The sequence below is a fragment of the Pusillimonas caeni genome (assembly GCF_003545815.1).
Lineage (GTDB): Bacteria > Pseudomonadota > Gammaproteobacteria > Burkholderiales > Burkholderiaceae_B > Pusillimonas > Pusillimonas caeni.
Map to the genome: position 1 here is coordinate 48,334 of NZ_PDUW01000001.1, position 25,201 is coordinate 73,534.

24 protein-coding genes are annotated in these 25,201 nt (G+C 64.7%); 13 read left to right on the forward strand and 11 right to left on the reverse strand.

The genetic code is table 11. The features are described 5' to 3' along the window. Positions 1–20 precede the first annotated feature (20 nt). Positions 21–980: a LysR family transcriptional regulator gene (locus CSC67_RS00265; RefSeq protein ID WP_245220075.1), complete on the reverse strand. Its 960-nt coding sequence runs from the start codon at positions 978–980 to the stop codon at positions 21–23. A gap of 89 nt (positions 981–1,069) precedes the next feature. Between CSC67_RS00265 and CSC67_RS00270 the strand changes: the two genes are divergently transcribed. The 5 genes from CSC67_RS00270 to pyrF all read left to right on the forward strand — a co-directional run bounded on the left by CSC67_RS00270 (position 1,070) and on the right by pyrF (position 6,542). Beyond that, positions 1,070–2,314: a flavin-dependent oxidoreductase gene (locus CSC67_RS00270; RefSeq protein ID WP_118992523.1), complete on the forward strand. Its 1,245-nt coding sequence runs from the start codon at positions 1,070–1,072 to the stop codon at positions 2,312–2,314. Between the two features lie 14 nt (positions 2,315–2,328). Beyond that, positions 2,329–3,774, forward strand: a complete 1,446-nt coding sequence (locus CSC67_RS00275; RefSeq protein ID WP_118992524.1) for an aldehyde dehydrogenase family protein — start codon at positions 2,329–2,331, stop codon at positions 3,772–3,774. A gap of 15 nt (positions 3,775–3,789) precedes the next feature. Further along, complete coding sequence (locus CSC67_RS00280) at positions 3,790–4,890, forward strand: NAD(P)-dependent alcohol dehydrogenase (RefSeq protein ID WP_118992525.1); 1,101 nt, start codon at positions 3,790–3,792, stop codon at positions 4,888–4,890. A 390-nt stretch (positions 4,891–5,280) separates the two neighbouring features. After that, positions 5,281–5,676: a diacylglycerol kinase gene (locus CSC67_RS00285; RefSeq protein WP_118993144.1), complete on the forward strand. Its 396-nt coding sequence runs from the start codon at positions 5,281–5,283 to the stop codon at positions 5,674–5,676. Positions 5,677–5,714: 38 nt separating this feature from the next. Then, a complete protein-coding gene (gene pyrF, locus CSC67_RS00290) occupies positions 5,715–6,542 on the forward strand; it encodes an orotidine-5'-phosphate decarboxylase (protein WP_118992526.1) in 828 nt (275 codons plus the stop codon). 88 nt (positions 6,543–6,630) lie between these two features. On the opposite strand, the gene CSC67_RS00295 is transcribed toward pyrF, so the two are convergent. The 6 genes from CSC67_RS00295 to ribBA are packed head-to-tail and all read right to left on the reverse strand — an operon-like array spanning position 6,631 to position 10,839. Then, a complete protein-coding gene (locus CSC67_RS00295; protein ID WP_118992527.1) occupies positions 6,631–7,131 on the reverse strand; it encodes a CinA family protein in 501 nt (166 codons plus the stop codon). Beyond that, positions 7,128–7,643 carry a phosphatidylglycerophosphatase A family protein gene (locus tag CSC67_RS00300; RefSeq protein ID WP_118992528.1) on the reverse strand — a complete coding sequence of 172 codons (516 nt, stop codon included), beginning with the start codon at positions 7,641–7,643 and terminating at the stop codon, positions 7,128–7,130. Before CSC67_RS00300 ends, CSC67_RS00295 begins: the two co-directional genes overlap by 4 nt. 12 nt (positions 7,644–7,655) lie before the next feature. After that, on the reverse strand, positions 7,656–8,612 hold the full coding sequence (gene thiL, locus CSC67_RS00305; RefSeq protein WP_118992529.1) for a thiamine-phosphate kinase: 957 nt from the start codon (positions 8,610–8,612) through the stop codon (positions 7,656–7,658). 42 nt (positions 8,613–8,654) lie between these two features. Next, complete coding sequence (nusB, locus tag CSC67_RS00310; RefSeq protein WP_425337622.1) at positions 8,655–9,179, reverse strand: transcription antitermination factor NusB; 525 nt, start codon at positions 9,177–9,179, stop codon at positions 8,655–8,657. Then, positions 9,133–9,663, reverse strand: coding sequence for a 6,7-dimethyl-8-ribityllumazine synthase (gene ribH / locus CSC67_RS00315; protein ID WP_118992531.1), 531 nt, complete (start codon positions 9,661–9,663; stop codon positions 9,133–9,135). The genes nusB and ribH overlap by 47 nt, the downstream gene beginning before the upstream one ends. A gap of 12 nt (positions 9,664–9,675) precedes the next feature. Further along, positions 9,676–10,839 carry a bifunctional 3,4-dihydroxy-2-butanone-4-phosphate synthase/GTP cyclohydrolase II gene (ribBA, locus tag CSC67_RS00320; RefSeq protein WP_118992532.1) on the reverse strand — a complete coding sequence of 388 codons (1,164 nt, stop codon included), beginning with the start codon at positions 10,837–10,839 and terminating at the stop codon, positions 9,676–9,678. A 241-nt stretch (positions 10,840–11,080) separates the two neighbouring features. Here ribBA and CSC67_RS00325 point away from each other — a divergent pair, with 241 nt between their 5' ends. Next, complete coding sequence (locus CSC67_RS00325; protein WP_118992533.1) at positions 11,081–12,664, forward strand: CYTH and CHAD domain-containing protein; 1,584 nt, start codon at positions 11,081–11,083, stop codon at positions 12,662–12,664. Between the two features lie 15 nt (positions 12,665–12,679). Here the strand turns inward: CSC67_RS00325 and ftsY are convergent, their stop codons facing one another. Further along, a complete protein-coding gene (gene ftsY, locus CSC67_RS00330; RefSeq protein ID WP_118992534.1) occupies positions 12,680–14,065 on the reverse strand; it encodes a signal recognition particle-docking protein FtsY in 1,386 nt (461 codons plus the stop codon). Between the two features lie 53 nt (positions 14,066–14,118). Between ftsY and CSC67_RS00335 the strand changes: the two genes are divergently transcribed. The 3 genes from CSC67_RS00335 (at position 14,119) to CSC67_RS00345 (ending at position 15,565) form a co-directional block, all read left to right on the forward strand. Then, the gene (locus CSC67_RS00335) at positions 14,119–14,742 is read left to right on the forward strand and encodes an RsmD family RNA methyltransferase (protein WP_118992535.1); all 624 of its coding nucleotides are present in this window, start codon (positions 14,119–14,121) and stop codon (positions 14,740–14,742) included. Next, positions 14,739–15,242, forward strand: coding sequence for a pantetheine-phosphate adenylyltransferase (gene coaD, locus CSC67_RS00340; protein ID WP_118992536.1), 504 nt, complete (start codon positions 14,739–14,741; stop codon positions 15,240–15,242). The genes CSC67_RS00335 and coaD overlap by 4 nt, the downstream gene beginning before the upstream one ends. Before the next feature lie 68 nt (positions 15,243–15,310). Next, the gene (locus CSC67_RS00345) at positions 15,311–15,565 is read left to right on the forward strand and encodes a YfhL family 4Fe-4S dicluster ferredoxin (protein ID WP_118992537.1); all 255 of its coding nucleotides are present in this window, start codon (positions 15,311–15,313) and stop codon (positions 15,563–15,565) included. Positions 15,566–15,635: 70 nt separating this feature from the next. Here the strand turns inward: CSC67_RS00345 and CSC67_RS00350 are convergent, their stop codons facing one another. Beyond that, positions 15,636–18,281, reverse strand: coding sequence for an AsmA family protein (locus CSC67_RS00350; protein ID WP_167752696.1), 2,646 nt, complete (start codon positions 18,279–18,281; stop codon positions 15,636–15,638). A 288-nt stretch (positions 18,282–18,569) separates the two neighbouring features. On the opposite strand from CSC67_RS00350, the gene CSC67_RS00355 reads away from it, so the two are divergent. The 4 genes from CSC67_RS00355 to CSC67_RS00370 all read left to right on the forward strand — a co-directional run bounded on the left by CSC67_RS00355 (position 18,570) and on the right by CSC67_RS00370 (position 22,840). Then, a complete protein-coding gene (locus CSC67_RS00355) occupies positions 18,570–19,853 on the forward strand; it encodes a bifunctional O-acetylhomoserine aminocarboxypropyltransferase/cysteine synthase (RefSeq protein ID WP_118992539.1) in 1,284 nt (427 codons plus the stop codon). A 124-nt stretch (positions 19,854–19,977) separates the two neighbouring features. Continuing rightward, on the forward strand, positions 19,978–21,096 hold the full coding sequence (locus CSC67_RS00360; protein ID WP_118992540.1) for a Re/Si-specific NAD(P)(+) transhydrogenase subunit alpha: 1,119 nt from the start codon (positions 19,978–19,980) through the stop codon (positions 21,094–21,096). Beyond that, complete coding sequence (locus CSC67_RS00365; protein WP_017523956.1) at positions 21,096–21,407, forward strand: NAD(P) transhydrogenase subunit alpha part 2; 312 nt, start codon at positions 21,096–21,098, stop codon at positions 21,405–21,407. The genes CSC67_RS00360 and CSC67_RS00365 overlap by 1 nt, the downstream gene beginning before the upstream one ends. Beyond that, positions 21,404–22,840 carry an NAD(P)(+) transhydrogenase (Re/Si-specific) subunit beta gene (locus CSC67_RS00370; RefSeq protein WP_118992541.1) on the forward strand — a complete coding sequence of 479 codons (1,437 nt, stop codon included), beginning with the start codon at positions 21,404–21,406 and terminating at the stop codon, positions 22,838–22,840. Before CSC67_RS00365 ends, CSC67_RS00370 begins: the two co-directional genes overlap by 4 nt. A gap of 24 nt (positions 22,841–22,864) precedes the next feature. Here CSC67_RS00370 and CSC67_RS00375 read toward each other — a convergent pair whose 3' ends face one another. Then, positions 22,865–23,806 carry a complex I NDUFA9 subunit family protein gene (locus tag CSC67_RS00375; protein WP_118992542.1) on the reverse strand — a complete coding sequence of 314 codons (942 nt, stop codon included), beginning with the start codon at positions 23,804–23,806 and terminating at the stop codon, positions 22,865–22,867. Positions 23,807–23,884: 78 nt separating this feature from the next. Further along, complete coding sequence (locus tag CSC67_RS00380) at positions 23,885–25,198, reverse strand: TRAP transporter large permease (protein ID WP_118992543.1); 1,314 nt, start codon at positions 25,196–25,198, stop codon at positions 23,885–23,887. Between the last annotated feature and the right edge of the window lie 3 nt (positions 25,199–25,201).

The window sequence follows — 25,201 nt, forward strand, 5'->3', positions numbered from 1 at the left end:
TTGAATATCAATCGAAGGCCTTACGCCGGGACGCTGGCCACGAATACCTTGGTGAAATCGGCCATGGCATCGGGGTCGGCTCGTCCACGCTTGGTAATGCGGTAGAAGCTCAACGGTGTGGCGGGTTCCGTCAAGCGGGCCATTTCCACCCCGTAGCGAAGGCAGGCGGTGCGCGCATACGACGGCACCACGGCCGTTCCCATCCCGGCGGCCACCATGGCGATCAATGTTTCAAAATTTCGGAAGGTCTGCCTTTCTTCGTGCGCCCGCCCTATTTCGTCCAGCCGCGCTTCGATGGCCTGCTGGATCTTGTTTTCCGGCGGCAAGCTGATCAGCGGCGCGTCCGCAATGGCCGCCCATGAGACCTTCTTGCCCCGGCTTTTTTTCATGCCGGCGGCCACGGGCGCGCGCCCGCCATGCTGCGGCTGCGAGAGTATCTTCGTTGAATCCTGGGGCGGCGCGCTGACCCACATCAGCTCGTACTCGAACAAGGGCGTCAATTCCACGCCCGTCACGTTCTTGAAGAAAGCGCCCAGGCCGAAATCCAGCTCGCCCGCCTCGACGAGCTGCTGCACGTGCATGGGATCCGTGTCGACGAACTTGAGCGTGACGTCGGGACGCAATTGCCGGAACGTCTGGCATGCCTGGGGCAGGATGCTCGTGGAAACCAGAGGCGTCACGCCGATGCGCAGAGTTCGCCGCGTATGGGCGCTGAGGGCGCCCAACTGGTTGGCGCTGTCCTCCAGTTCGTCCACGACCCTCTTGGCGACGGGGAGGAATTGCTCTCCGGCGGGCGTCAGGGTCACGAAACGGGTCGTGCGATCGAAAAGACGGACATCCAGCTGGGTTTCCAGCTCTCGCATCATGATGCTCAGGCCGGCTTGCGTCACATGCATCTGCTCGGCGGCGCGGGTAAAGTTGCCAAGCCGCGCCACCAGAAGAAAGGCTTTTAGCTGCCGAAAAGTCAGATTGATATTCATTGCTTATCAATACATTGGATATTCAAATTTCAATAATACATTCACCGGCGGTCTAATACATCCATCGACATGAATCCGACGAGAAGCCTATGTCCAAAGAATGTGAAGTCCTCATCATCGGCGCCGGAATCGGCGGCCTGACGCTCGCCCTTTCGCTCCATCAGGCGGGCATATCCTGCCGCATCCATGAAGCCGTGCCCGAGATAAAGCCTCTTGGGGCCGGCGTGAACCTGCTGCCGCATGCGGTGCGCGTACTCGACGAACTCGGCATGCAGGAAGCCCTGGCCGAAGTCGCGGTGACCACGCGCGAATCGATCTTCTTCAACCGCTTCGGGCAGTTCGTATTCCGGGAACCGGCGGGCCTGGAAGCGGGATACGGGTGGCCGCAGTTCTCGATCCATCGCGGCGATCTGCAGAACTGCCTGCTTGACGCCGTGGCGCAGCGGCTCGGCGCAGACGCCGTCCAGCTCGACAGGCGCTGCATCCGGGTGGAGCAGGACGAAGAGGGAACGACCGCATACTTCGAAACCGCCGATGGCGCTGAACTGAGCGTGCGCTCGTCGATCGTGATCGGCTGCGACGGCATCCACTCGGCCGTGCGCAAGCAGTTTTATCCCGACGAAGGCAAGCCCCGCTACTCCGGCGTGAACATGTGGCGCGGAACGACTGCGCTGAAGCCGTTTCTGTCCGGCGCCAGCATGGTGCGGGCCGGATGGCTGTCGGTGGGCAAGATGGTGATCTACCCCGTTCGCAACAACATCGACGCCGAAGGCAATCAGCTCGTGAACTGGGTAGCCGAAATCGAGTCCCCCCAGCCCGCCGACCGCGACTGGAACGGGCGCGGCCGACTCGAGGACTTCTTTCCCGCATTCGCGGACTGGCGCTTCGAATGGCTGGACGTGGCGGGCATGATCGAGCAGACACAAACTATACTCGAGTATCCGATGGTGGATCAGGACCCGCTTCCCAGGTGGAGCTTCGGACGGATCAGCCTGCTGGGCGATGCGGCCCATCCCATGGTGCCCAGGGGCTCCAACGGCGCCGGCCAGGCCATACTGGACTGCCGTTGCCTTGCGGACCAACTGCGGCAGCATGGGCTCACCGAAAAAGCCCTGCTCGAGTACGATCGCATACGCGTGAAGGCGACGGGAGACGTCGTGCTGATGAACCGGATCGCGCCCCCGGACACCATCCTGAAAGAAGTTCATGACCGGACTCGCGGCAAGCCCTTCGATCGGCTGGACGACGTCATTTCGCAGTCCGAGCTCATGGACATCTCGAATCGGTACAAGCAGGTCGCCGGAGTCAAGGTCGAAGATCTGCAGAAACTTTGAATAAAGCCCATCGAATGAATACCGCTAAACACTATATCAACGGCCGCTGGCTCGAGTCGGTCGGCGGACAGGCCGTCATCGGCGACGTATTGAACCCCGCCACGTCCGAACTCGCGGCGCGCTTTTGCGATGCAACGGCAAACGAAGCACGTGCCGCCATCGCGGCGGCCAGAGAGGCTTTCGAACACTCTTCCTGGGCTCGCTCGCCGCGCGTACGCGCCGAAGTGCTGCTCGACTTCGCCTCGGCCCTGGAGCGCCGTAAAGAAGAAATCGCCGACGTCATCGTCGCGGTAAACGGCAAGCTGCGGCGCGAAGCCCTGGGCGAAATCATGGCGGGCGTCTCCGAGCTCAAGTATTACGCCGGCCTGGCCCGCAACCTGTTCGGCCGTATCCTGCAGGTGGAGCCCGGCTGCTATGCCTCGCTCGACCGCGAACCCTCGGGCGTTGCGGCCATCATCCTTCCCTGGAACGCGCCGGTTACGCTGCTGGTGCGCTCTTTGGCGCCCGCCCTGGCGGCGGGCTGCTCAGTGGTCGTGAAGCCCGCCCATCAGACGGCGGTCGTCAACAACATGGTGTTGGAGTGCATCGCCGGCGATAGCCGGGTTCCTCCCGGCATCCTCAATTCGGTCATCGAGTCCGGAACGGAAGTCTCGAGCCATCTGTGCGAGTCGCCCGATGTCGATGTGATCAGCTTTACCGGGTCCACCCGAGTCGGGAAACTGATTGCGCAAAATACCGCGTCGACTCTCAAGCGCCTGTCGCTCGAGCTGGGCGGCAAGGCGCCGGCGGTGGTATTTGCGGACTGCGACATGGACGCCACGGTGGCGGGCGTCGTCGCCGGCGGCATGGTCATGGCCGGACAACAATGCACGGCTATTGCCAGAGTGCTGGTCGAAGCGTCCGTCTATGACGAGTTCAGCCGGCGCCTCGTCCAGGCGCTCAAGAACCTGCGGCCCGGGTTCGGCAACGACCCGCAGGCCGGCATGGGCTGCCTCATCGATATCGCCAACCGCGACCGCATCGCCGCACTGGTGGAGCAAGCCGAGCAATCCGAGCGGGTGCTGCTGAAGGGCGATATTCCCGGCGGCGAATTGAAGAACGGGGCGTTCATTTCACCCAGCCTGATCGAAGTGCAGGATCTGGATTCGCCCTTCATCCAGCAAGAACTGTTCGGCCCCCTGCTCATCATCGAGCGCTTCACCGACGAACAAGAGGCCGTCCGCCGCAGCAATGCAACCCGCTACAGCCTGGCCGCCAGCGTCTGGACCCGGGACGGCCTGACGGCCAGGCGGATGGCATCGCAACTGAAGTTCGGCACCGTCTGGCACAACGCCCACAACCGCCTCTTTGCCGAAGCCGAAACCGGCGGCTACGGAGACAGCGGCTATGGCAAGCTGCACGGCATCGAAGGCCTGAACGACTTCATGCAGACCAAGCATTTCTACTTCGAAACCCGCTGACCCAGCCGCCACGCCATGAAGATAAAAGCCGCCCTGTCCCGGACCGCAGGCCAGCCCCTGTCGCTTGAAACCCTGGAACTGGGCTCGTTGCGCGACGACGAAGTCCTGGTGCGCGTGGTAGCCTCCGGAATCTGCCACACGGACATCGGAATGCGCGACTCCGCCTCCCGCGTTCCGCGCCCCATCGTCCTGGGTCACGAAGGGGCCGGCGTCGTCCTCGATGCCGGCAAGGACGTCGGCAAGGTCAAGCCCGGCGATCATGTCGTCATGAGCTTCGATACCTGCGGAGCCTGCCATAGCTGCGTTCGCGGCGAGGTGGCCTACTGCCGGCATCTGGGCCAATACAATTTCGCGGGCAAGCGCCTGGACGGCAGCACCGCGCTCGGCAAGGGCCAGGAGGCCATACACAGCCATTTCTTTGGCCAATCGTCCTTTGCCACCCATGCCGTCTGCCATGAACGCAATGCGGTCCTCGTGGACAAGGACCTGCCGCTGGAAATATTGGGCCCGCTGGGTTGCGGCTTCCAGACGGGCGCCGGCGCGGTGATCAATTCGCTGCGCGTGGCTCCGGGCCACACGCTGGCCGTCTTTGGAACCGGGGCCGTCGGGCTGGCGGCGGTCATGGCGGCGAATGTAGCCGGCGCCGCCACAGTGGTGGCCGTCGACACCAATGCCGCCCGCCTGAAGCTGGCCGCCGAACTGGGCGCCACCCATGTGATCGATGCCGCCCGGGAAGAGGTCTTTTCCAGCTTGCGCTCCATCGTTCCCCAGGGCGTGAACTTCGCTCTGGATACGACCGGCAACCTCGATGTCATCCGGCAGGCCACGTCGAATCTGGCGCCGCTGGGCGTTTGCGGGCTGATCAACACGGCCCGCGGGGCGGACCTCAGCGCGAATATTCTCGAACTCGTTCTGGGCGGGCGCTCGGTGCGCGGCATTCATCAGGGCGACAGCCGGCCCGACCTGTTCATTCCGCTCTTGATCGATCTGTATCGACAAGGGCGCTTCCCCTTCGACCGGCTGCTGAGCTTCTATGATCTGGCGGACATCAACGCGGCGCTGAGCGACATGCAGGCGGGACGGAGCATCAAGCCCGTCATCCGCATGCCCGCCTGATTCGCGCCCGCCGCCCGCATCCTGGGTCCGTCCGCTTGGCTGGCCGTCCCCCTTGCCCTCTCCTTCTTGACAAGCCCGGCTGCGGATATCGGCGTGCCGGAGCCCCCGCTTCATCGAGGGCTTTTTTTGCCGCCGGGCCGCCCCAAGGCTGGGCGCCCCCGGCAAAAACGCCCCCTTGGGGGATGAGCCCGGACGCATAACAGTCCCTGCGGACTGTTATGCGCCTGGCGAATCCGAGCGGCATGCAGGCCGCGAGGTGGATAGCAAGCAGGCATGAGCCTGCGCAGCGTGGGGGCATTTTTTGCGCCCGCTCCCCGGCGCAACGGTGCGTTTCCTCTTTCTTATTACAATGCTCCTGTCCCGGCAGTTCGCCTCAACCCGAAGGGCGTCATGACGCAACACAAATCACCGTATAAAAGCCGCGGCGGGCCAGCCCGCCTCATCAACGCGCTGCGTTATTCCATGCAGGGACTTGGAGCCGCGCTCAAGCACGAAGCCGCCTTTCGCCAGGAGCTGCTGCTGTGCGTCGTGCTGATACCCGTTGCCATCTGGGTGGGCAACACATTGGCCGAGCAGCTTCTGCTGATCGCCACCTTGTTCTTCGTGCTGATCGTCGAACTGCTGAACTCGGCGCTGGAGGCCATCGCCGACAGCGTCACGCTGGAGCGGCATCCCCTCATAGGACGCGCCAAGGACCTGGGCAGCGCCGCCGTGATGCTGGCCATCATCGGCGCCGCCATCGTCTGGATCGCCGTATTGACGGGCTTCGGATCGCCGGCGCCCTGACCTTATTCACGCATACTCTTGCCACCGATATTATTCCGATGACCACTTTCACCCAAAAACTCGATGCCGCCTGGAAGCACGCCAACTCCCTCCTGATGGTGGGGCTGGACCCGGACCCCGTGCGCTTTCCGGCCGAACTGCATGGGCGCCCCGACGCCATCTATGAATTCTGCCGCGGCGTGATCGACGCCACCGCACCCTATGTATGCGGCATCAAGCCGCAGATCGCCTACTTCGCGGCCCAGGGCGCCGAAGAACAGCTGGAAGCACTGTGCCGCTATGTGGGCGAACGCTATCCGCAGCTGCCCCTGGTGCTCGATGCCAAGCGCGGAGACATCGGCTCGACCGCCGAGCAGTATGCGCGCGAGGCCTTCGAGCGCTTCGGCGCCGATGCCGTCACCGTCAGCCCCTATCTGGGCTTCGATTCGATCGAGCCCTATCTGTCCTGGGAAGAAAAAGGCGTCATCATCCTGTGTCGCACTTCGAACAAGGGCGGCTCCGACTTGCAGGCGCTGGAACTGGAGTCTTCCGAACCCCTTTATCTGCGCGTCGCCAGCCTAGTGGCCGACAAATGGAACCGCAATGGCCAATGTGCACTGGTGGTCGGGGCTACGTTTCCGCAGGAACTGGCCCAGGTGCGTCAACGCGTCGGCGACATGCCCCTGCTGGTGCCCGGCATCGGCGCACAGGGCGGCGATATCGACGCCACGGTCAAGGCGGGATGCTCCTCCCATGGCACGGGCATGATGATCAATTCTTCGCGCGCCATTATCTATGCGGGCGCGGGCGACGATTGGCGCGAAGCCGCGGCCAAGGCGGCACTGGACACCCGGGACGCCATCAACAAGGCTCGCTCGGCGCTGTAGAATCCCGGCCCGAAATCGGCCCCAAACGGCCTGGGCGCTTTGCGTCGACCGTCCACGCAGCACAGGTACCGCAAGGCGCGCCGTGCCGCTATTCGGGTTCGATGAGCTCGATGGCGGTGTTCAAGGCGAACTCCACCGCGGCCGCGCGCACTTGGGCGCGGTCGCCTTCGAACACCCGGGTCATGGCCCGCGTGGTGATGCCCTGGCCGCTGCGCTGAGCGAAGCCGAAACACACCATGCCCACCGGCTTGCCCGGCACGGCGCCGCCCGGGCCGGCAATGCCGGTGGTGGCCACCGCAAAGTCGGCATGGCTGGCTTCGAGCGCACCGCCCGCCATCTCCATGGCCGTTTCTTCGCTGACGGCGCCAAAGCGTTCCAGCGTATCCGCCCCCACGCGCAATTGTTCCATCTTGGCGGTATTGCTGTAGGTGACGAAGCCGCGCTCGAACCATTGGCTGGAGCCCGCCACATCGGTGACGGCGGCGCTGAACAGCCCGCCCGTGCACGATTCGGCGCAAGCCAGCATCCAATCGCGGTCGGAAAGCAGATGGCCCAGACGCTGGGCGGCGATGGTTCGGGTGTCACTCATAGGATCTCCAGGCGGACCAGAATGGCCAGTACCAGCAAACTATAGGCCGCGGCAAGAATATCGTCCCACATCACGCCCAGGCCGTTCTTCAGCCTTCTGTCGAAGTAGCGGACCGGAGGCGGCTTGACGATGTCGAAAAACCTGAAGATGACGAAGGCGAGCGCCTGGACGCCCAGTTGCTCCGGTATCAGCCAGAGCACCAGCCAGAAGGCCACGATCTCGTCCCACACCATGGCGCCGTCGTCCGGGCGGCCTAGTTCGCGGCCCACGCGATGGCAGGCCCAGCAGCCATAGGCGAACGAAAGCAGCAGCACGGCGGCGATGCCGGCGTCGGGCAGGCGGGACACCACGGCCACCCAAAGCAGCCATCCCAAGGCCGTGCCCCAGGTGCCGGGCGCGGGGCGCAGCAGGCCGCTGCCCAGCCCGAAAGCCACGACCCGGCTCGGAGAGCGAAAGACCCAGCCCAGCGAAACGGGCTGAGCACTGCGGGAATCGGAAGGCGTGGGAGACATTAAGGCGTCCTGTCAGGCAAAATGATCGAAGCCCCGCGACGAAATCGGGAGCCGTCCGCCGGCGGCATCCTGTACCGTCAGCCCGGCCGCGCTTTCGATCACGCCTATGCGTGTCGCCCTGACACCCGAGGTCCGGGCCAGCTCGGCAATGCCGTCGCGGTTCTGGGGTGGAGAGGTAAAGCACAACTGGTAGACGTCGCCGCCCGACAGCACGGCCTCGCGCACCTGCGCCTCGTCCAGATGCGCCAGGGCGGCGTCCACGGGCAGGGTTTCATAATGGAGACGGGCGCCGCAGCCACTGGCCTCCAATATATGCCCCAGGTCCTGCAGCAGCCCGTCGGAAACGTCCAGCGCGGCATGGGCCAGCCCAGGCAGCTTCTGCGCAAAGCCCCAGGGCGGGCAGGGACGCTCGAGCGCCGCCCGGGTGGCGGCAAGCAGGGCCGGCTGCGCCGGCCATTGCCCGGTGAGCCATTGCAGGGCGGCATGCGCCGCCCCCAGGGTTCCGGTGACCCAGATGTCGTCGCCCGGTTGCGCGGCGTCCCGGCGCAGCGCCCTGCCCGGCTCCACCTGGCCGAACACGGTGACGCTGATGACGATGCCGTCAGGGCTGCGGGTCGTATCCCCGCCCACCAAGGGGCAGTCCGCCGCGTCGGCAAGCGCGTGAAAGGCCTCGGAGAAAGCCTTTAGCCAGGCCTCGTCGATCTTGGGCAGGGAAAGCCCCAGCATGCAGCCCAGCGGTTGAGCGCCCATGGCGGCAAGGTCGGAGAGGTTGACCGCCAGGGCCTTGTGCCCCAATGAGGCGGGATCGGCATCCGGCAGGAAATGCCGGCCTTCGATGAGCAGGTCGGTGCTGGCGGCAAGCTGTTTGCCGGCGCCTATGGGCAGCAGAGCGCAATCGTCGCCCGCGCCCAGATAGCCCGGCGGCACTGGCCGGGAGAAATAGCGCCGGATGAGATCGAATTCGTTCAATGGCTCTCTGCCTGCCGTGACATGGCCACCGGCCCGCCGTTGCTAGCGGGGACGCGCCGCCGCCTCGACCTCGACGGAGCGGACGTCGGCCGCCATGCGGTCGAGCACGCCGTTGACGAACTTGAAGCCGTCGGTGCCGCCGAAGGACTTGGCCAGTTCGACCGCCTCGTTGATGGCCACCTTGTAAGGCACCTCGACATGGTGGATGAGCTCGTAGCTGCCGATGAGCAAAATGCCGTGCTCGATGGGGGACAGCTCTTCGAGCGGCCGGTCGAGATAAGGGGCAAAGCGCTCGCGCAGGTCAGGCGCCTCGCGCAATACACCGTGCAGCAGCGTCTTGAACCAGTTTGCGTCGGCTTCGGGAAATTCTTCGTCGTCGCGCAAATGGGCGTCGATGGCGCCGGCTTCCTGCACGCCTTCATCGCCGCGCAAGAGCCAGGCGTAGACGCCCTGCAGCGCGAATTCGCGCGCGCGGCGGCGCGCGCTGCGAGGGTTGGCGCGCGCCGCGCCGCCCTGCGTTTTACCTTTCGTCAAAATCTTCGTCCTCGTCGTCGAAGTCGTCGTCATCATATTCATCGTCATCGTCGGACTCGGGTTCGAGCGCCGCCGTGAGATTGGCCATCTCGACCGCCGTGCGGGCGCAGTCGCGTCCCTTTTCGGCGGCGCGGGCATGGGCCTGCTCTTCGTTTTCGGTGGTCAGCACCCCGTTGGCGACCGGAATGCCGGTTTCGAGCGCAATGCGGCTGATGGCCGCCGCGCTTTCGTTGCTGACGATCTCGAAGTGATAGGTTTCGCCGCGCACCACGGCGCCCAGGGCGATGAGGGCGTCGAACTCGAAAGTTTCGGCCATTTGCGCCAGGGCCACCCCCATTTCGAGGGCGCCGGGAACCGTCACCACCATGACGTCGCGTTCGTCGACGCCCAGTTCGGCCAGCTCGGCCAGGCAGGCATCCAGCTCGGCCAGGCCGATGTCCTCGTTGAAACGCGCGCGGACAATGCCCAAATGCAGGCCTTCTCCGTTCAGGTCAGGCGATAAAGTATAAGGGTTCATGTCTGGTTCCTTTTAGGCGGAAGGGGTGGGTTCACTATCGTAACCGGTTACGGTCAGGGCAAAGCCGGTCATGCTGGGCATTTTGCGTGGCCGCGCCAAAAGGCGCACGCGACCCACATTGAGGTCGCGCAAAATTTGCGCCCCGATGCCATAGGTGCGCAAGTCGAAACGCTGGCCGTCGGCCGCGGCGCTGGGCGCCATGGGCTTGTCCCAGGCGCCGAACTGATCGAACAGCAGCTCGGCCGAGCCTTGGCAATTGAGCAGCACCATGACCCCCGAGGGCGCCTCGGCGATGGCTTTCATGGCGCTGGGCACCGTCCAGCTGTGCGCCGTGGCATCGGCCGAAAGGATATCCAACATGGTCGTGGGTTCGTGCACGCGCACCAGAGTCTCGGCCTCGGGCGTGATGTCGCCGCGCGCCAGGGCGAGATGGGGCGCCCCCGAAGCCAGGTCGCGGTAGGCGACCGCCTGGAATTCGCCCCAGGGCGTTTGCAGGCTGCGCTGGCCGACCCGCTCGACCATGGACTCGTGTTCGCTGCGGTACTGGATGAGGTCGGCGATGGTGCCGATTTTCAGGCCGTGTTCGCGCGCGAACACCATGAGGTCGGGCAGCCGCGCCATAGCGCCGTCGGGCTTGAGGATCTCGCAGATGACCGCCGCCGGGGTAAGCCCCGCCAGGGCGGTGAGGTCGCAGCCGGCCTCGGTATGGCCCGCCCGCACCAGCACGCCGCCGCGCACCGCCTGTACGGGGAAGATATGGCCCGGCTGGACGAGGTCGGACGGCTTGGCGTTGCGCGCCACCGCCACCTGGATGGTGCGGGCCCGGTCGGCGGCCGAAATGCCGGTTTCGACGCCTTCGGCGGCCTCGATGGACTGCGTGAAATTGGTGCCGAAGCGCGCCCCGTTGCGGCTGGCCATCAGCGGCAGGTCGAGCTGCTGGCAGCGCTCTTCGGTCAGGGTGAGGCACACCAGCCCGCGGGCATGGGTGACCATGAAATTGATGGCCTCGGGCGTGACGTATTCGGCGGCCAGAACCAGGTCGCCCTCGTTCTCGCGGTCTTCTTCGTCGACCAGGATGACCATGCGGCCAGCCCGCAATTCGGCGATGATTTCCGGAACTGGGGCGATATCGTAGCTTTGCGCGCTATCGGTTTGCGCCGCGGACAGATTGCTCATGACAAAAGACTCGATGGAAGGTCGTTCATTTTAACGCCTGGCGCAGGCGAATTCCTGCGTATTGTCGCCCGAACCGGGCATTCTTGCAGCGCACGGGCCGCCCGCCCCGCAAAGCCGCGGCGCGCCTTGAAAAAACCGCACATCCGGTAATAATTCAGAGATACTATCCGTCTCTTGCTTGCGGCAAACGCATGTGCGCCCCCGGGGTCACATCCGGAATGCCCTTTTGTCCTGGAGCAGCATGGAAAGAGAACTCAGCCTTCACGTTCCCGCCGCGGTCAAGGCCGGCGTGGCCAAGGCCATGCGCGCCCAAAAGGCCCGCCAGATCACCTTGCGCGCCCTGTATTTCGATACGCCCTCGCGGGCGCTGGCGCGGGCCGGCATCGCACTGCGCGTCCGCCGCGAGGGCAGGCGCTGGATACAGACCCTGAAGGCGCCCGGCGGCGATCCCCTATCCCGCACCGAGCTCAATCACGTCCGCCAGCAGGGCGCCCTGGACCTCTCGCTCTACGATGAGGAGCCGCTGGCCGGCTTCTTCGCGCGGCTCGACGAGCCCCTGGAACTGCGCTACGAAACCCGTGTGCTGCGGCGCGTGCTGCTGGTCGAACGGGCCGACGCGGTGATCGAGATCGCCCACGACGATGGCGCCATCCACTCGCGGGGTTGGAGCCTGCCCGTCAGCGAGGTCGAGTTCGAGCTCGTGTCCGGGAGCATGGACGCCGTCTTCGAAATGGGGCGCGAGTGGCTCGTCCGGTACGGACTCATACTCGAAACGCGCAGCAAGGCGGAGCGCGGCGACCGGCTCGCGACATTGGCGCCCAAATTTCCCGAACCGGGCGCGCTGTCGCTCGACGACGACAGCGCGCCGCCCGCCGCGCTGTTTCCGGCCCGCCGTGCCGCCCGGGTCCGGCTTTCCCCCGGCATGACGGCAGCCCAGGGTTATGCGGCCTGCGCAGGCGAATGCCTGTTGCAGGTCGCGGCCAACGCCGCCTTCCTGGCTGGGGTGGACACGGCCGGCGCCGAGGACGACCGCCAGGCCGCCTACGTTCATCAGCTTCGCGTCGGCATAAGAAGGCTGCGCTCTTGCTGGAAATTGTTCGAAGACATGGCGCCGGCCGTCCAGCCGGCCGCCGAGCAGGCGCTCAAGACCTACTTCGGGCTGCTGGGCGAAGCGCGCAATCAGGATGTCATCCGCCTGCATATCGAACCGATGCTGCGCAAGGCCGGCATGCCCGAAGGCGCCGCACCCGCGGCAAGCCCCGGCGATTCGGCCACGGCCTTGATGCGGGCCACCGCCGGCGGCGTCGAATTCCAGTCCATGCTGCTGTCGCTGCTGCAGCACCTGGTGAGCGTGGCGGACGCAAACAAGAGTCCGGCGCCCAAGGGCGGGAAACGCAAGGCCGCGAAATCCGCCGGTTCGCCGGAACTCGCCGCCCTGATCCGGCAACGGCTGGACAACAGGTGGACACGCATCCTGAAGCAGGGACGCCGCTTCAACGAGCTTTCCGTGGATCAGCAGCACGCCGTGCGCAAACGGATCAAATCAATACGCTACGGCCTGGATTTCGGCTCCAGCCTGCTGCCCAGGCACGAAACCGAGGCGTTGGCCGCCGCCCTCACCCATATTCAGGACGTGTTGGGCGACTTGAACGACTTCTACGTGGCCGAAGAATACTATCAAGGCCTGGACAAAGGCTCGCCCGCCCCCTGGTTCGCCATAGGATGGCTGCGCGCCATGCAGGCGCATCAAGTGGAGTTGGCCCAGGCGGTCTTCGAACAGCTGCATGCCGCCCGGCGAAAGCGCCGGAAAAAGACCTCCGCCTAGGCTGACAGGCCCGGCTTATTCTCCGACGACGGCCGTTGCGAACTCGCGGGCCACGAAGGGCTGCAGATCCTCCAGGCCTTCGCCCACGCCGATCCAATAGACCGGCACAGGCCTTACGCCCTGGCTGCCCGCGGCCACCGCGGCCAGCGCGCCGCCCTTGGCCGTGCCGTCCAGCTTGGTCACCACCAGACCGGTAAGCTCTATGGCCGCGTCGAACGCCCTGATCTGCGAGATGGCGTTCTGGCCCGTATTGCCGTCCACCACCAGCAGCACCTCGTGCGGCGCCTGGCCGTCGGCCTTGCCGATGACGCGCTTGATCTTCTTGAGTTCCTCCATCAGGTGCAGCTGGGTGGGCAGGCGGCCGGCCGTATCGACCATGACGACGTCGGCGCTGCGCGCGCGCCCCGCGTTGACCGCGTCGAACGCCACGGCAGCGGGGTCTCCGCCGTCCTGGGCGATGACGGTGACATTGTTGCGCGCGCCCCAGGCGATCAATTGCTCGCGGGCGGCCGCGCGGAACGTGTCCCCGGCGGCCAGCAATACGCTTTTGCCCTGGCGCTGGAAGGCGTTGGCCAGCTTGCCGATGGAGGTGGTCTTGCCGGCCCCGTTGACGCCCGCGATCATGATGACCAGCGGCGAAGCGCGATCGATGGGGAACGGCTTTTCGAGCGGCGCCAGATGCTCGGCCAACAGGTCGCGCAGCGCGGCCTTGACCTGAGCCGCGTCGGCGATTTTCTCCTTGCGCACGCGGGCCCGCAACGCGGTCAACAGTTTTTCGGTCGCCTCCACGCCGGCGTCCGCCATGATGAGGGCCGTTTCCAGCTCTTCGAACAGGGCCTCGTCGACCTTCACGCCCACAAACAGGCTGCTGATGTTCTGGCCCGTGCGCGAAAGCCCGCTGGTCAGGCGGGAAAGCCAGGATGTCTTGGCCGGCGCCTTCTCGGCCTCGGCGGCGCGGGCGCGCTCCGCTTCCAGGCGTTCGGTCTCTATTCGCTCGGCCTCTATCCGTTCGGCCTCCAGGCGCTCGATCTCCACGCGTTCAGCCTCGAGCCGTTCAGCTTCAAGCCGCTCGGCTTCGATGCGTTCGGCTTCCAGGCGCGCGGCCTCGGCACGTTCGGCCTCAAGGCGTTCGGCGGCGATTCTTTCCGCTTCAAGGCGCGCGGCTTCCGCTCTCTCTGCTTCGAGCCTGGCGGCTTCCAGTCGCTCGGCCTCGGCGCGCTCAGCCGCCAGGCGCTCGGCTTGCTCCCGTTCCTGGGCGGCGGCTTCGGCTTGCGCCTGCCGCACGTCGGGCTGTGCAGCCTCGGCCCCCGCGTCCGAGGCGTCCCGGCTGCCGTCCAGCGGCGCCTCGTCGTCCCTGAGCTTGGCCTCGGGCGACTTCTTTCTTTTAAAAAAACTGAACATAGGCTTTACACTACCGTAAATAGCTTTGAGCGATACGGGAAACCCGGATCAACATGAAGAAACATCTCGTCCGTATTGTAGGCGGTGATTACCGGCGCACTCCAATCTCGGTCATCGACGCCCCGGGCCTGCGCCCCACGCCCGACCGGGTACGCGAAACGCTGTACAACTGGCTGCATCACCTATGGGGCGGGCAGTTTTCAGACAAGCAGGTGCTGGATCTTTTCGCCGGCACCGGCGCCCTGGGTTTCGAGGCGGCTTCGCGCGGGGTCCGGCATGTGCAGATGGTCGAGAACAATCCGGCGGCGGTGGCGGCCTTGCGGGCGCTGCGCGCCAAATTGGCCGCGCAGAATGTCCGTATTCACGCCGGCGACGCCGCCATGGTGGTCAAGCGACTGGACGCCACGCGCTACGACCTGGTGCTGCTCGACCCGCCGTTCGGCCAGGGCTGGCTGCCCCGGCTCTGGAACCAGTTGCCGCAATTCCTCACCCCCGAAGGGCTGGTCTATGTCGAGGCCGAATCGCTGGCCGAAGTGCCCGATGAATACTCTGTGATCCGGCAAAGCCGGGCCGGCCAGGTCCATTTCGGACTGCTCCAGTTTGCTGCACTGCAAGAAAAAGACAATAATCGCTCTTTTTCCCCCACAGAAACTCCCTTCCCATCGGAAACCCCATGATAACTGTCGTCTACCCCGGAACGTTCGATCCCCTTACCCGTGGTCATGAAGATCTGGTTCGTCGCGCGGCCAGTCTGTTCGATCATGTCGTCGTGGGGGTTGCTCACAGCCAAGCCAAAAGGCCCTTCTTCACGGTCGAAGAACGGGTCGAGATCGCTCAAGAAGTGCTGGGCCACTATCCCAATGTCGAGGTCAAGAGCTTTGCCGGGCTGCTGAAGGACTTCGTGCGCGAGCAGGACGCCCGCGTCATCGTGCGCGGCCTGCGCGCGGTGTCCGACTTCGAATACGAGTTTCAGATGGCCGGCATGAACCGCCATCTGCTGCCCGAGGTCGAGACATTGTTCATGACGCCCTCCGATCAATATCAGTTCATCTCCGGCACCATCGTGCGCGAGATCGCGCTGCTGGGCGGCGACGTCAGCAAATTCGTGTTTCCCTCGGTCGAGCGCTGGCTGCACGAGAAAGCCAGGACCCTGCGCGAAGCCAAGGCGGGCGCCTGAGCGGTCGATTCGCCCTCGACAGGCAACAGGACTAAAATAGGCGCATCCGTCTTTTTGCAGGAACAGCCATGGCATTGCGTATCACCGACGAATGCATCAATTGCGATGTCTGCGAGCCTCAATGCCCCAACACCGCCATCTACATGGGGGCCGAGATCTACGAGATCAATCCCGATCTCTGTACCGAATGCGTCGGCCACCACGACGAGCCGCAATGCCAGGTGGTGTGCCCTGTCGAATGCATCGAAGTCGACCCCGCCCATCGCGAAGGCGCCGAGGCGCTGATGAACAAGTATCAACGCCTGGTGAAGCTGGCCGTCTAGACACGGCCAAGCCACGCCGGCGGCCGGTTCAGGCGTTTGTTGCCGATGAGCCCGGCCCCATCGACACGCTTCAGTTGCCCAGCAATCCCTTCAGCGCCTTGCCCAGGCTCTTGACCGGATCTTCGCCGGCCGGCGCCGCAGCGTCAGGCTGGAGAGGTTGAGCGGGCGTCGCCGGACGCTCCTGCACATGACGCTCGACGAGGTCGAGCAGGCCGCGCTCGATCGCGTTCTTGACCAGGCTGCCGCCCATCTGCTTCCATTGAACGTTGAATTCCGGCGCTGCCGTGGCGCCCGTGACATGCACCGGCACCGTCATGCCCCTGAGGACGGACAGATTGGGCTCACCCTCGCCGCCCCCCGCGTTGACCACCCGTACATTGGCCAGCAGATCGAGCCGGCTTCCGACCAGGTCGACGCTTGCCGGCTTGCCCTGGGTCACACGCAGCAGCGGCGTGCGGAAATCGAGCTTCTGCACATCGGCCACGCCGTTCTTGATGGCCAGCGACGCATCGAGTGAATTGAATTGCGTGCGGCGTCCGAGGTCGAAGCCCGTCTGCAAATCGGGGCCTTCGCCATCGAGCACCGTCGTCAGAACCCCGCCCACCTGCGCCAGGGTTTGATTCAGGTCTATGCCCCGGATCGCGCCGTCGCGCGCCTGCAGGCGCGCGCTTCCGGCCAGGCCGCTTTTGAGCGCAGGCACCGTCGCGCCCTGGGTCTTGAGGTCGAGGGCCAGGCTGCCGACGCCGCTGACGCGGTCGCTGCCGCTGAGCGCCTGCAGCAGAGGCCCCATCGACACCTGCTTCAGATCGAGCTCGCCCGTGAACTGGTTCTTGGAATCGGCGGTCAGCGCGCCGGTGAGCGACCCCTCGTAGAGATTGGCCGATATTCCGCTTACGCTGAGCTTGCCCTCGCGCGCGGCGACCGACATGTTGACGTTGCGGGCTTCCAGGCCGCGCAGGTTCAGGCCGCCCAGCTTTACGGTTCCGGCCACGTCGATGTCGTTGAGCAGGGTCAGGTCGATGGGCGCCGGCTGCTGTTCCGGCTCGTCCTCGGGCGCCGCCTCCGGAGCCTTCTTGGCGTCGGCGCCTTCTTCGGCCTTGGTCGCGGGCTCGCCCTGCGGCGCGGCCTGCGCCGGCGCGGGCCTGGGCATGGGAAAGAGCTTGTCGAAATCGAGCATGTCGGCCTGCAAGGCGAAGCGCAGCTTGGGGTCGGACAGTTCGATGGCCTTGAAGTTGAAGTTCAGCGGCGCGCCATTGAGCACGGCATTGATCTCGCTGCTGATTTCGTCTTTGAAGAGATCGGCGTGCAGGCTGCCGATAAGGGGAAACTCGAAGGTGCTGGCGGGTTCTTCGGTGTTGTCCTGGATGGTGACATCGCCCTTGATGGCCGAGAACGTGCCCTTCTCGTTGATGACGTCCCACTGCACGGGAGTGGACATATTGACCAGCATCAGGTGGTCGCCGTCCTTCAGGCTGCCATCGACCTTGAGCTCTTTGAGCGACAGGTTCCAGGCATCGCCGCCCAGACCGTTCATGCCCAGCTTGAGCCCCAGCGACTGGCTGCCCTCGAGCTTGATGGTGCCGGCCACGGCCTCGCCTTCGGCGGTTTCGGGCGAGATCGACAGCCGCGGCGCATCGAAGGCCAGATCGAAATTCTTGTCGGGCAGGCCGCCGGTGGCCCGCAGCGACATCTTTTCGATGTTGAATTCCGAATGGGTCTGGTCGACCTTGAGCCGCGGCATGGTCAGGGTGGCATTCAGGTCGCTGATGGGAAGTTCTCCCTGGGTGGCGCCCTGCACCAGCATTTCGACGCCACTGGCGTCCACCATGCGCGAATAGCCGTTGTAGGCGAAATTGCCGCGCAGGGCGACGGTCTTGGCGTCCAGCGGGCCGACCTGGCCGGACACGAGCAGGTTCAGCTTCTGGGCGGAATAGGTTTCAAGCAAAGGGTCGATCTTGACCAGCGCCTGGCCTTCGACCGTCGCGTCGGCCAGAGGGTCTTCGCCCTGCAAGGCGCCCCGCATGGCGACCTCGAAAGGCTGGTCGAAAGTCATGCGGCCGGTATTGAGCTGCAGATTGACCAGCCGGGCCGCCTTGGCCCGCTTCACGTCCAGATAATGGATTTCGCCGCCTTTGAGCTCGAGGCCGGCGATATCCACGTGCAGCGCCGCTTCTTTGCGGGGCTCGACGGGCTTGACGCCGCCTTCCGCGAGGGGCTGGGCAAAGGCTTCTTTCAGGACGCCCACCGAATGCTCGTGCTCGAGAGCGGCATCAGGCTCGGGTGCCAAGGCGATGGGCTCGGGCGGCCCGGCCGCGCCTTCGAACAGATCGTGGAAGTTGTATTCGCCCTGCTCGTCGCGGCGGATCCAGGCCTTGAATCCGCTGATCGCCACGTGGTCCACCACGAAACGGTTGGAAAGCAGAGGCCAGATGGCCACGGCAAAGCGCGCGCTGTCGATGGATGCGAACAGGTCGTCTTTATCGCCCGGGTTCGAAAGCGAGACGTTCTGCACCGACAGGCCGATGCGCGGGAACATCGAGAGCTCGATGTCGCCCTCGATGGACAAGGTGCGTTGGTAGCGTTCGTAGACAAACTCTTCGAACTTGCTTTTATAGGCGTTGGGATCGAACGTCAGCAGGAAGATCGCGAGGGCCCCCAGAGCCAGGACCACCAGTGCGATCAAGCCCATCAACGCGCGTTTGAACCCAACTTTCATTTGCTTCCTCGGAGTGCCGGGGTTTACCCCAGACATATGACACAATCGATACGGTGAATGCTAATCTACCCTGGCGGCCGCGTGACCGAGGGTTCTTCTAGGCGGAATATTGCGCATTGCGAAACGTGGCAGATCCCAAATACGCTATCTTATAGTTTTCGTATAAGACCGACAAAGGCCGGTTCGGTTCATTGGCCATATAACAAGATTTCCGTCGCTTAAGGTTCACCCGGCGCAGCTTTGTTGTTATGCTGCGCTCCATCCCATACCAGCCCTATTAGAACAAGCATGAAACTCGAGACACTTGCCGTACACGCCGGCTACAAGCCCGACCCCACCACCAAATCGGTGGCGGTGCCCATATACCAGACCACCTCGTACGCCTTCGACAGCACCCAGCACGGGGCCGACCTGTTCGACCTGAAGGTGCCGGGCAACATCTACACCCGCATCACCAACCCCACCAACGCCATACTCGAAGAGCGCGTGGCGGCCCTCGAGGGCGGCGTGGGGGCGCTGGCCGTCGCCTCGGGCATGGCGGCCATTACCTACGCCATTCAGGCCATCGCCCAGGCGGGCGACAACATCGTGTCGGTCAGCAAGCTGTACGGCGGCACCTACAATCTGTTCGCGCATACCTTCCCGCGCCAGGGCATTACCGTCAAGTTCGCTCCCCATAATGATATCGCAGCGCTCGAGGCCCTCATCGACGAGCATACCAAGGCCGTGTTCTGCGAAACCATCGGCAATCCGGCCGGCAATGTGGTCGACATCCAGGCGCTTGCCGAAGCAGCCCACCGCCACGGCGTGCCCCTCATCGTCGACAACACCGTCGCCTCGCCGGCTCTGTGCCGGCCGTTCGAGCATGGCGCCGACATCGTCGTGCATGCGCTGACCAAATACATGGGCGGCCACGGCACCACGCTGGCGGGCGCCATCGTCGACTCGGGCAAGTTCCCGTGGGCCGAGCACAAGCAGCGCTTTCCCATGCTGAACGAGCCCGACCCGTCCTACCACGGCGTGGTCTACACCGAGGCCCTGGGCCCGGCCGCCTTCATAGGCCGCTGCCGCGTGGTGCCCCTGCGCAATACCGGCGCCGCCCTGTCGCCGTTCAACGCCTTCCTCATTCTCCAGGGCATCGAGACATTGTCCCTGCGCATGGAACGCCATACCGAGAACGCCCAGAAGGTCGCCGAATTCCTCAAGCAGCATCCGCAAGTGGCATGGGTGCAGTATGCCGGGCTCAGCGATCATCCCGAGCACGGCCTGGCCAAGAAGTATTTCGACCTGGGCGGCAAGCCCGCGGCCATCCTGTCCTTCGGCATCAAGGGCGGCTTCGAGGCCGGCGCCCGGTTCATCGACGCGCTGCAACTCATATTGCGGCTGGTCAATATCGGCGATGCCAAATCGCTGGCCTGCCATCCGGCCTCCACCACCCACCGCCAGCTCAGCCCGGAAGAACTCGCTTCGGCCGGCGTGGGCGAAGACATGATCCGGCTGTCCATCGGCATCGAGCACATCGACGACATCCTGGCCGACATCTCGCAGGCACTCGACGCCGGCAAGGGTTGACGCTGCCCGTCCGCCAGGGCCGGCGCCCCGTCCGTCGCGGCGGGCCGCAACCCCACTTCGGTTATAGTTAACGATCTAAAAACACGAGCCACATACCAAGAGCCGTAAACTCCGGGGGAACATCATGCTGATTGGCATTCCGCGCGAAAGCGCGGCGGGCGAGACACGCGTCGCCGCAACGCCAGAAACCATCAAGAAGTACATCGCAGGCAAGCACAGTGTCTTGGTAGAGGCCGGTGCGGGCGCCGCCGCCAGTTATACCGACGAGGCCTACCAGGCCGCCGGCGCCACGCTGGGCAGCAGCCAGGATGCGCTGGGCGCCGACCTGGTGCTCAAGGTGCGCTCGCCGTCGGCGGCGGAACTGGCCCACATGAAGGCCAATACGGTCCTGGTGGGCATGCTCGATCCCTTCAACCAAGAAGGCCTGCAGGCCCTGGCGCAGGCCGGGCTAGCTTCCTTCGCCCTCGAAGCCGCGCCGCGCATCACCCGCGCACAAAGCCTGGATGTGCTTTCTTCCCAGGCCAACCTGGCCGGCTACAAGGCCGTCATGCTGGCGGCCAATCAGTACGGGCGCATCTTCCCCATGATGATGACGGCCGCGGGCACGCTCAAGGCCGCGCGGGTGGTAGTGCTGGGAGCGGGTGTGGCGGGGCTGCAGGCCATCGCCACCGCCAAGCGCCTGGGCGCGGTGGTCGAGGCGTCGGATGTCCGGCCGGCCGCGCAGGAACAGGTCGAGTCGCTGGGCGCCAAGTTCATCGAAGTACCTTTCGAAACCGACGAAGAACGCGAGATCGCCCAAGGCGTGGGCGGCTATGCGCGTCCCATGCCGGCCGCCTGGATGGCGCGGCAAGCCGCCCTGGTCTCCGAGCGCTGCAAGCAGGCCGACATCGTCATCAGCACGGCTCTCATACCGGGGCGACCGGCGCCCACGCTCATCAGCGAGGAAACCGTTCAGGGCATGAAGCCCGGGTCCGTCATCGTCGACCTGGCGGTCGAGCGCGGCGGCAACTGCCCGCTGTCGGAAAAAGACCAGGTGGTGGTCAAGCACGGCGTGTCCCTCATCGGCTACAGCAATCTGCCGGCCCTGGTGGCTACGGACGCTTCGGCCCTCTATGCGCGCAACGTGCTCGACTTCCTCAAACTCATCACCGACGCGGAAGGCGGACTGGCCATACAACGCGAGGACGAGATCGTCGCGGCCTGCCTGATGACCCTCGATGGCAACGTACTAAGGAGCGCCTGATGGAAGCCATCAATCCCACCCTGCTCAATCTCATCATCTTCGTGCTGGCCGTCTACGTGGGCTACCACGTGGTCTGGAACGTCACGCCCGCACTGCACACTCCTCTCATGGCGGTCACCAACGCCATTTCCGCCATCGTCATCGTGGGCGCCATGCTGGCCGCCGGCCTGACCGAAGGCGGTCTGGCGCGCTATATGGGCGTATTCGCCGTGGCGCTGGCCGCAGTCAATGTGTTCGGCGGCTTCCTGGTCACCCGGCGCATGCTGGAGATGTTCAAGAAGAAAGAAAAGAAGGCCGGAGGCAAATCGTGATCTCAATCAATCTCGTCACTTTCTTCTACCTGCTGGCTTCGGTCTGCTTCATCCAGGCGCTCAAGGGCCTGTCCCATCCCACCACCTCGCGGCGCGGCAATGTATTCGGCATGGTCGGCATGGCCATCGCGGTGCTGACCACCGCCGCCCTGATCGTCAGCCTGTCGGGCGAGGGCTCGGCCGCCGTCGGACTGGGCTGGATCGTGCTGGGCCTGCTCATCGGCGGCGCCATCGGCACCATCATGGCCAAGCGGGTCGAAATGACCAAGATGCCCGAACTGGTGGCCTTCATGCACAGCATGATCGGCCTGGCCGCCGTGGCCATCGCCATCGCCATCGTGGCCGAACCGCATGCCTTCAATATCGCGGCCGAAGGCGAGGGGCTGCCGGTGGGCAACCGACTCGAGCTCTTCATCGGCACTTTCGTGGGCGCCATCACTTTCTCGGGCTCGGTTATCGCCTTCGGCAAGCTGTCCGGCAAGTACAAGTTCCGCCTGTTCCAGGGCGCACCGGTCGTGTTCGGCGGCCAGCACATGCTGAACCTGCTGATCGCCCTGGTCATGCTGGCCTGCGGCCTGTGGTTCATGGGCACGCAAGAGTGGCTGCCCTTCATCATCATGACGGTGCTGGCCTTCATCCTGGGCGTGCTCATCATCATCCCCATCGGCGGCGCCGACATGCCGGTGGTGGTGTCCATGCTGAACAGCTATTCGGGCTGGGCGGCGGCGGGTATCGGCTTCTCGCTCAACAACCCCATGCTGATCATCGCCGGCTCGCTGGTGGGTTCGTCGGGCGCCATCCTGTCCTACATCATGTGCAAGGCCATGAACCGCTCGTTCTTCAACGTGATTCTGGGCGGCTTCGGGTCGGACGGCGGCGCGGCGCAAGGCGGCGCGCAAGAGCAGCGCAGCGTCAAGTCGGGCAGCCCCGACGACGCGGCCTTCCTGATGGGCAACGCCGAAACCGTCACCATCGTGCCGGGCTACGGCCTGGCCGTGGCGCGCGCCCAGCACGCCCTGAAGGAACTGGCCGAAAAGCTCACCGAAAAGGGCGTCACCGTCAAATATGCCATCCATCCGGTGGCGGGCCGCATGCCGGGCCACATGAACGTGCTGCTGGCCGAGGCCGAGGTGCCCTACGACCAGGTCTTCGAAATGGAAGACATCAACAGCGAGTTCTCGCAAACGGACATCGTGCTGGTGCTGGGCGCCAACGACGTGGTCAATCCGGCGGCCAAGACCGACCCGCAATCGCCCATCGCGGGCATGCCCATTCTAGAGGCCTACAAGGCGCGCACCGTCATCGTCAACAAGCGCTCGATGGCGGCAGGCTATGCCGGCCTGGACAACGAGCTGTTCTACATGGACAAGACCATGATGGTGTTCGGCGACGCCAAGAAGGTGCTCGAGGACATGGTCAAGGCGGTGGAGTAGGCGCCCCGCTTCGGCCCGGGCCCGTCAGTGCACGGGCCCGCGGTCGGGTTTTCCGCCCCGCAGATAGCTGGGCGCCACGGATTCCAGCGGCGTGGGAACCACGCCCAACTCGGGGGCCATGGCTTCGTCGCTGACATTGTCCACCTTGAGCGAATCCAGGTTGTCGCGCGACATCAAGGGCTGGCCAGGCAGGAATTCAAACAACAGGGCCTGCGTATAGCCCACGAAATGCGGCACGGGCAAGACCGGACGCGGCCGGCCGCTCCATTTTGCGGCCAGGCGCACGAGTTCCGCCAGAGTGTATTGCGACACGCCCGCCACCGTATAGGTTTTGCCATAGGTTTGCGAGTTTTCCAGCGCATTGGCCATGGCCGCCGCGACATCGCGCACGTACACGGGCTGCAGGCGCGCCCCTGCCCCGGCCAAGGGAATGACGGGCAGCCATCTTGCCAGGCGGGCGAACAGATTCATGAAATTGTCTTCGCGGCCGAACACGACCGAAGGCCGGAATATCGTCAAAGCGCCTTCTGGGTAGGATGAGAACTCGGCCCTGACCGCTTCTTCGCCCGCCGCCTTGGAGCGCTGATAGCCGCTTGGGCCTTGGGCATCGGCGCCCAGCGCACTGACATGCAAAAGGCGCCGCACGCCCGCCTCGCGGCAGGCCGCCGCAATGCGCCGCGGCAATTCCACATGGGCCCGCTCGAACTCGAGCCCGTAAGGCCTGCCCGGCTTGCTGTGCAGGACGCCTACGAGGTTGACGACCGCGTCGGTTTCGGAGAGCAGGCGCTCGAGCACCGCATCGTCGTGGACGTCGGCCTCGAACAGAGTAAGGGTCGGAAAGACCAGAAGATTGCGCCCCCTTTGATAGCGGCGCGTAGGAACGTGAACGGCATGCCCGGCCCTGACCAGGCATGCGACCAGATGTTGTCCGATAAACCCGGTTCCGCCAATCACCAAGACGCGCATCCAGCCCCCCGCTGTCCAATGTCACAAGGCCATTTTCGGCCGAGACGCCGCTGCGCGCAAGCGGGAGCGCCTATGCGCCTAACGTATTAGGCTAGGCATCCATAGGGCGATTTGCGGAAAGATCAGGATCAGCACCAGGACGAACATCTCGATCGCCAGGAAGGGCACGGCAGCCTTGTATACGGTCGACATGCGGATCTCGGGCGGGGCGATGCCCTTCATGACGAATAAAAGCAGGCCGAACGGCGGAGTAAGGAAACCCATTTCCATGGTGATGAGATAGATCACGCCCAGCCAGATCGGGTCCAGACCCACTGCATGCGCGATGGGAATGAACAGAGGCACCGTGATCATGACCATGCTGACCTGATCGACGAAGCAGCCCAGGATCAGCAATACGACCATCATCATGATCAGCACTACCAGCGGGTCGGCCCCGAACCCCGTCACCAGCGTCACCACACCGCTGGTGGCGCCCGAGAACGCCAGGATCTGGCTGAATGTGGTCGAGGCCATGATGATGAAGAGAATCATGGTGCTGGTCTTGGCCGTTTCGGCCAGGGTGGTCTTGATGGCCTGCCATGAAAGACTGCGATAGCCCGCGGCGGCCACAACGGATGCGATGACGCCCAGGCCGGCCGATTCGGTCGGCGTGGCGATGCCCAGGATCAGCGTGCCCACCACCACGATCAGTATGCCCGACAGCGGCACCACATAGACAAGAAAGGGCTTCCAGCGTTCAGCGCGTGTGCGCTCGACCGGATCGTCGGGCGGTGCGTCCTGGGGACGCCGCTTGGCGCGGACGACGATGTAGGCGAAGAACAGCAGCGACATGAGCAGCGCCGGGATGATGCCGGCCAGCAGCAGCCGCGAGATCGACATGCCCGCCAGGCTGCCCACCAGCACCGCCAGCGCCGAGGGGGGAATCAGCATGGCGATGGCGCCTGTCGCCATGATGGGGCCCATCGACAGCGTGGGGTGGTAGCCGCGCTGCAGCATGATGGGCATGAGCGAGCGCCCAAGCATGGCCGTATTGGCGATACTGGAGCCCGACAGGGCCGAAAACACGGTTCCCGCCGCCACGGTCACCACCGCCATACGCCCGGGCACCTTGGTGATCAGGCGCTCGATTGCATCGATGGCCTTGAACGCCATGCCCGTATGCAGCAGGATCTCGCCCATCAGGATAAACAGCGGAATCGGCGCCAGGTTGTAGTTGGTGATGGCCGTGACCACGTTGCGGGTCATCTGTATGAGGCCGATCTCGCCATTCAGGAACACAATGGCGCCGATGATGTTGACGCCGAAGAAAGTAACGGCCACCGGCAAGCCCAGCATGAGCAGGACCACCAATGATCCCGTCAGCAGCAACAGAGCAGAAATCCAGTCCATGTA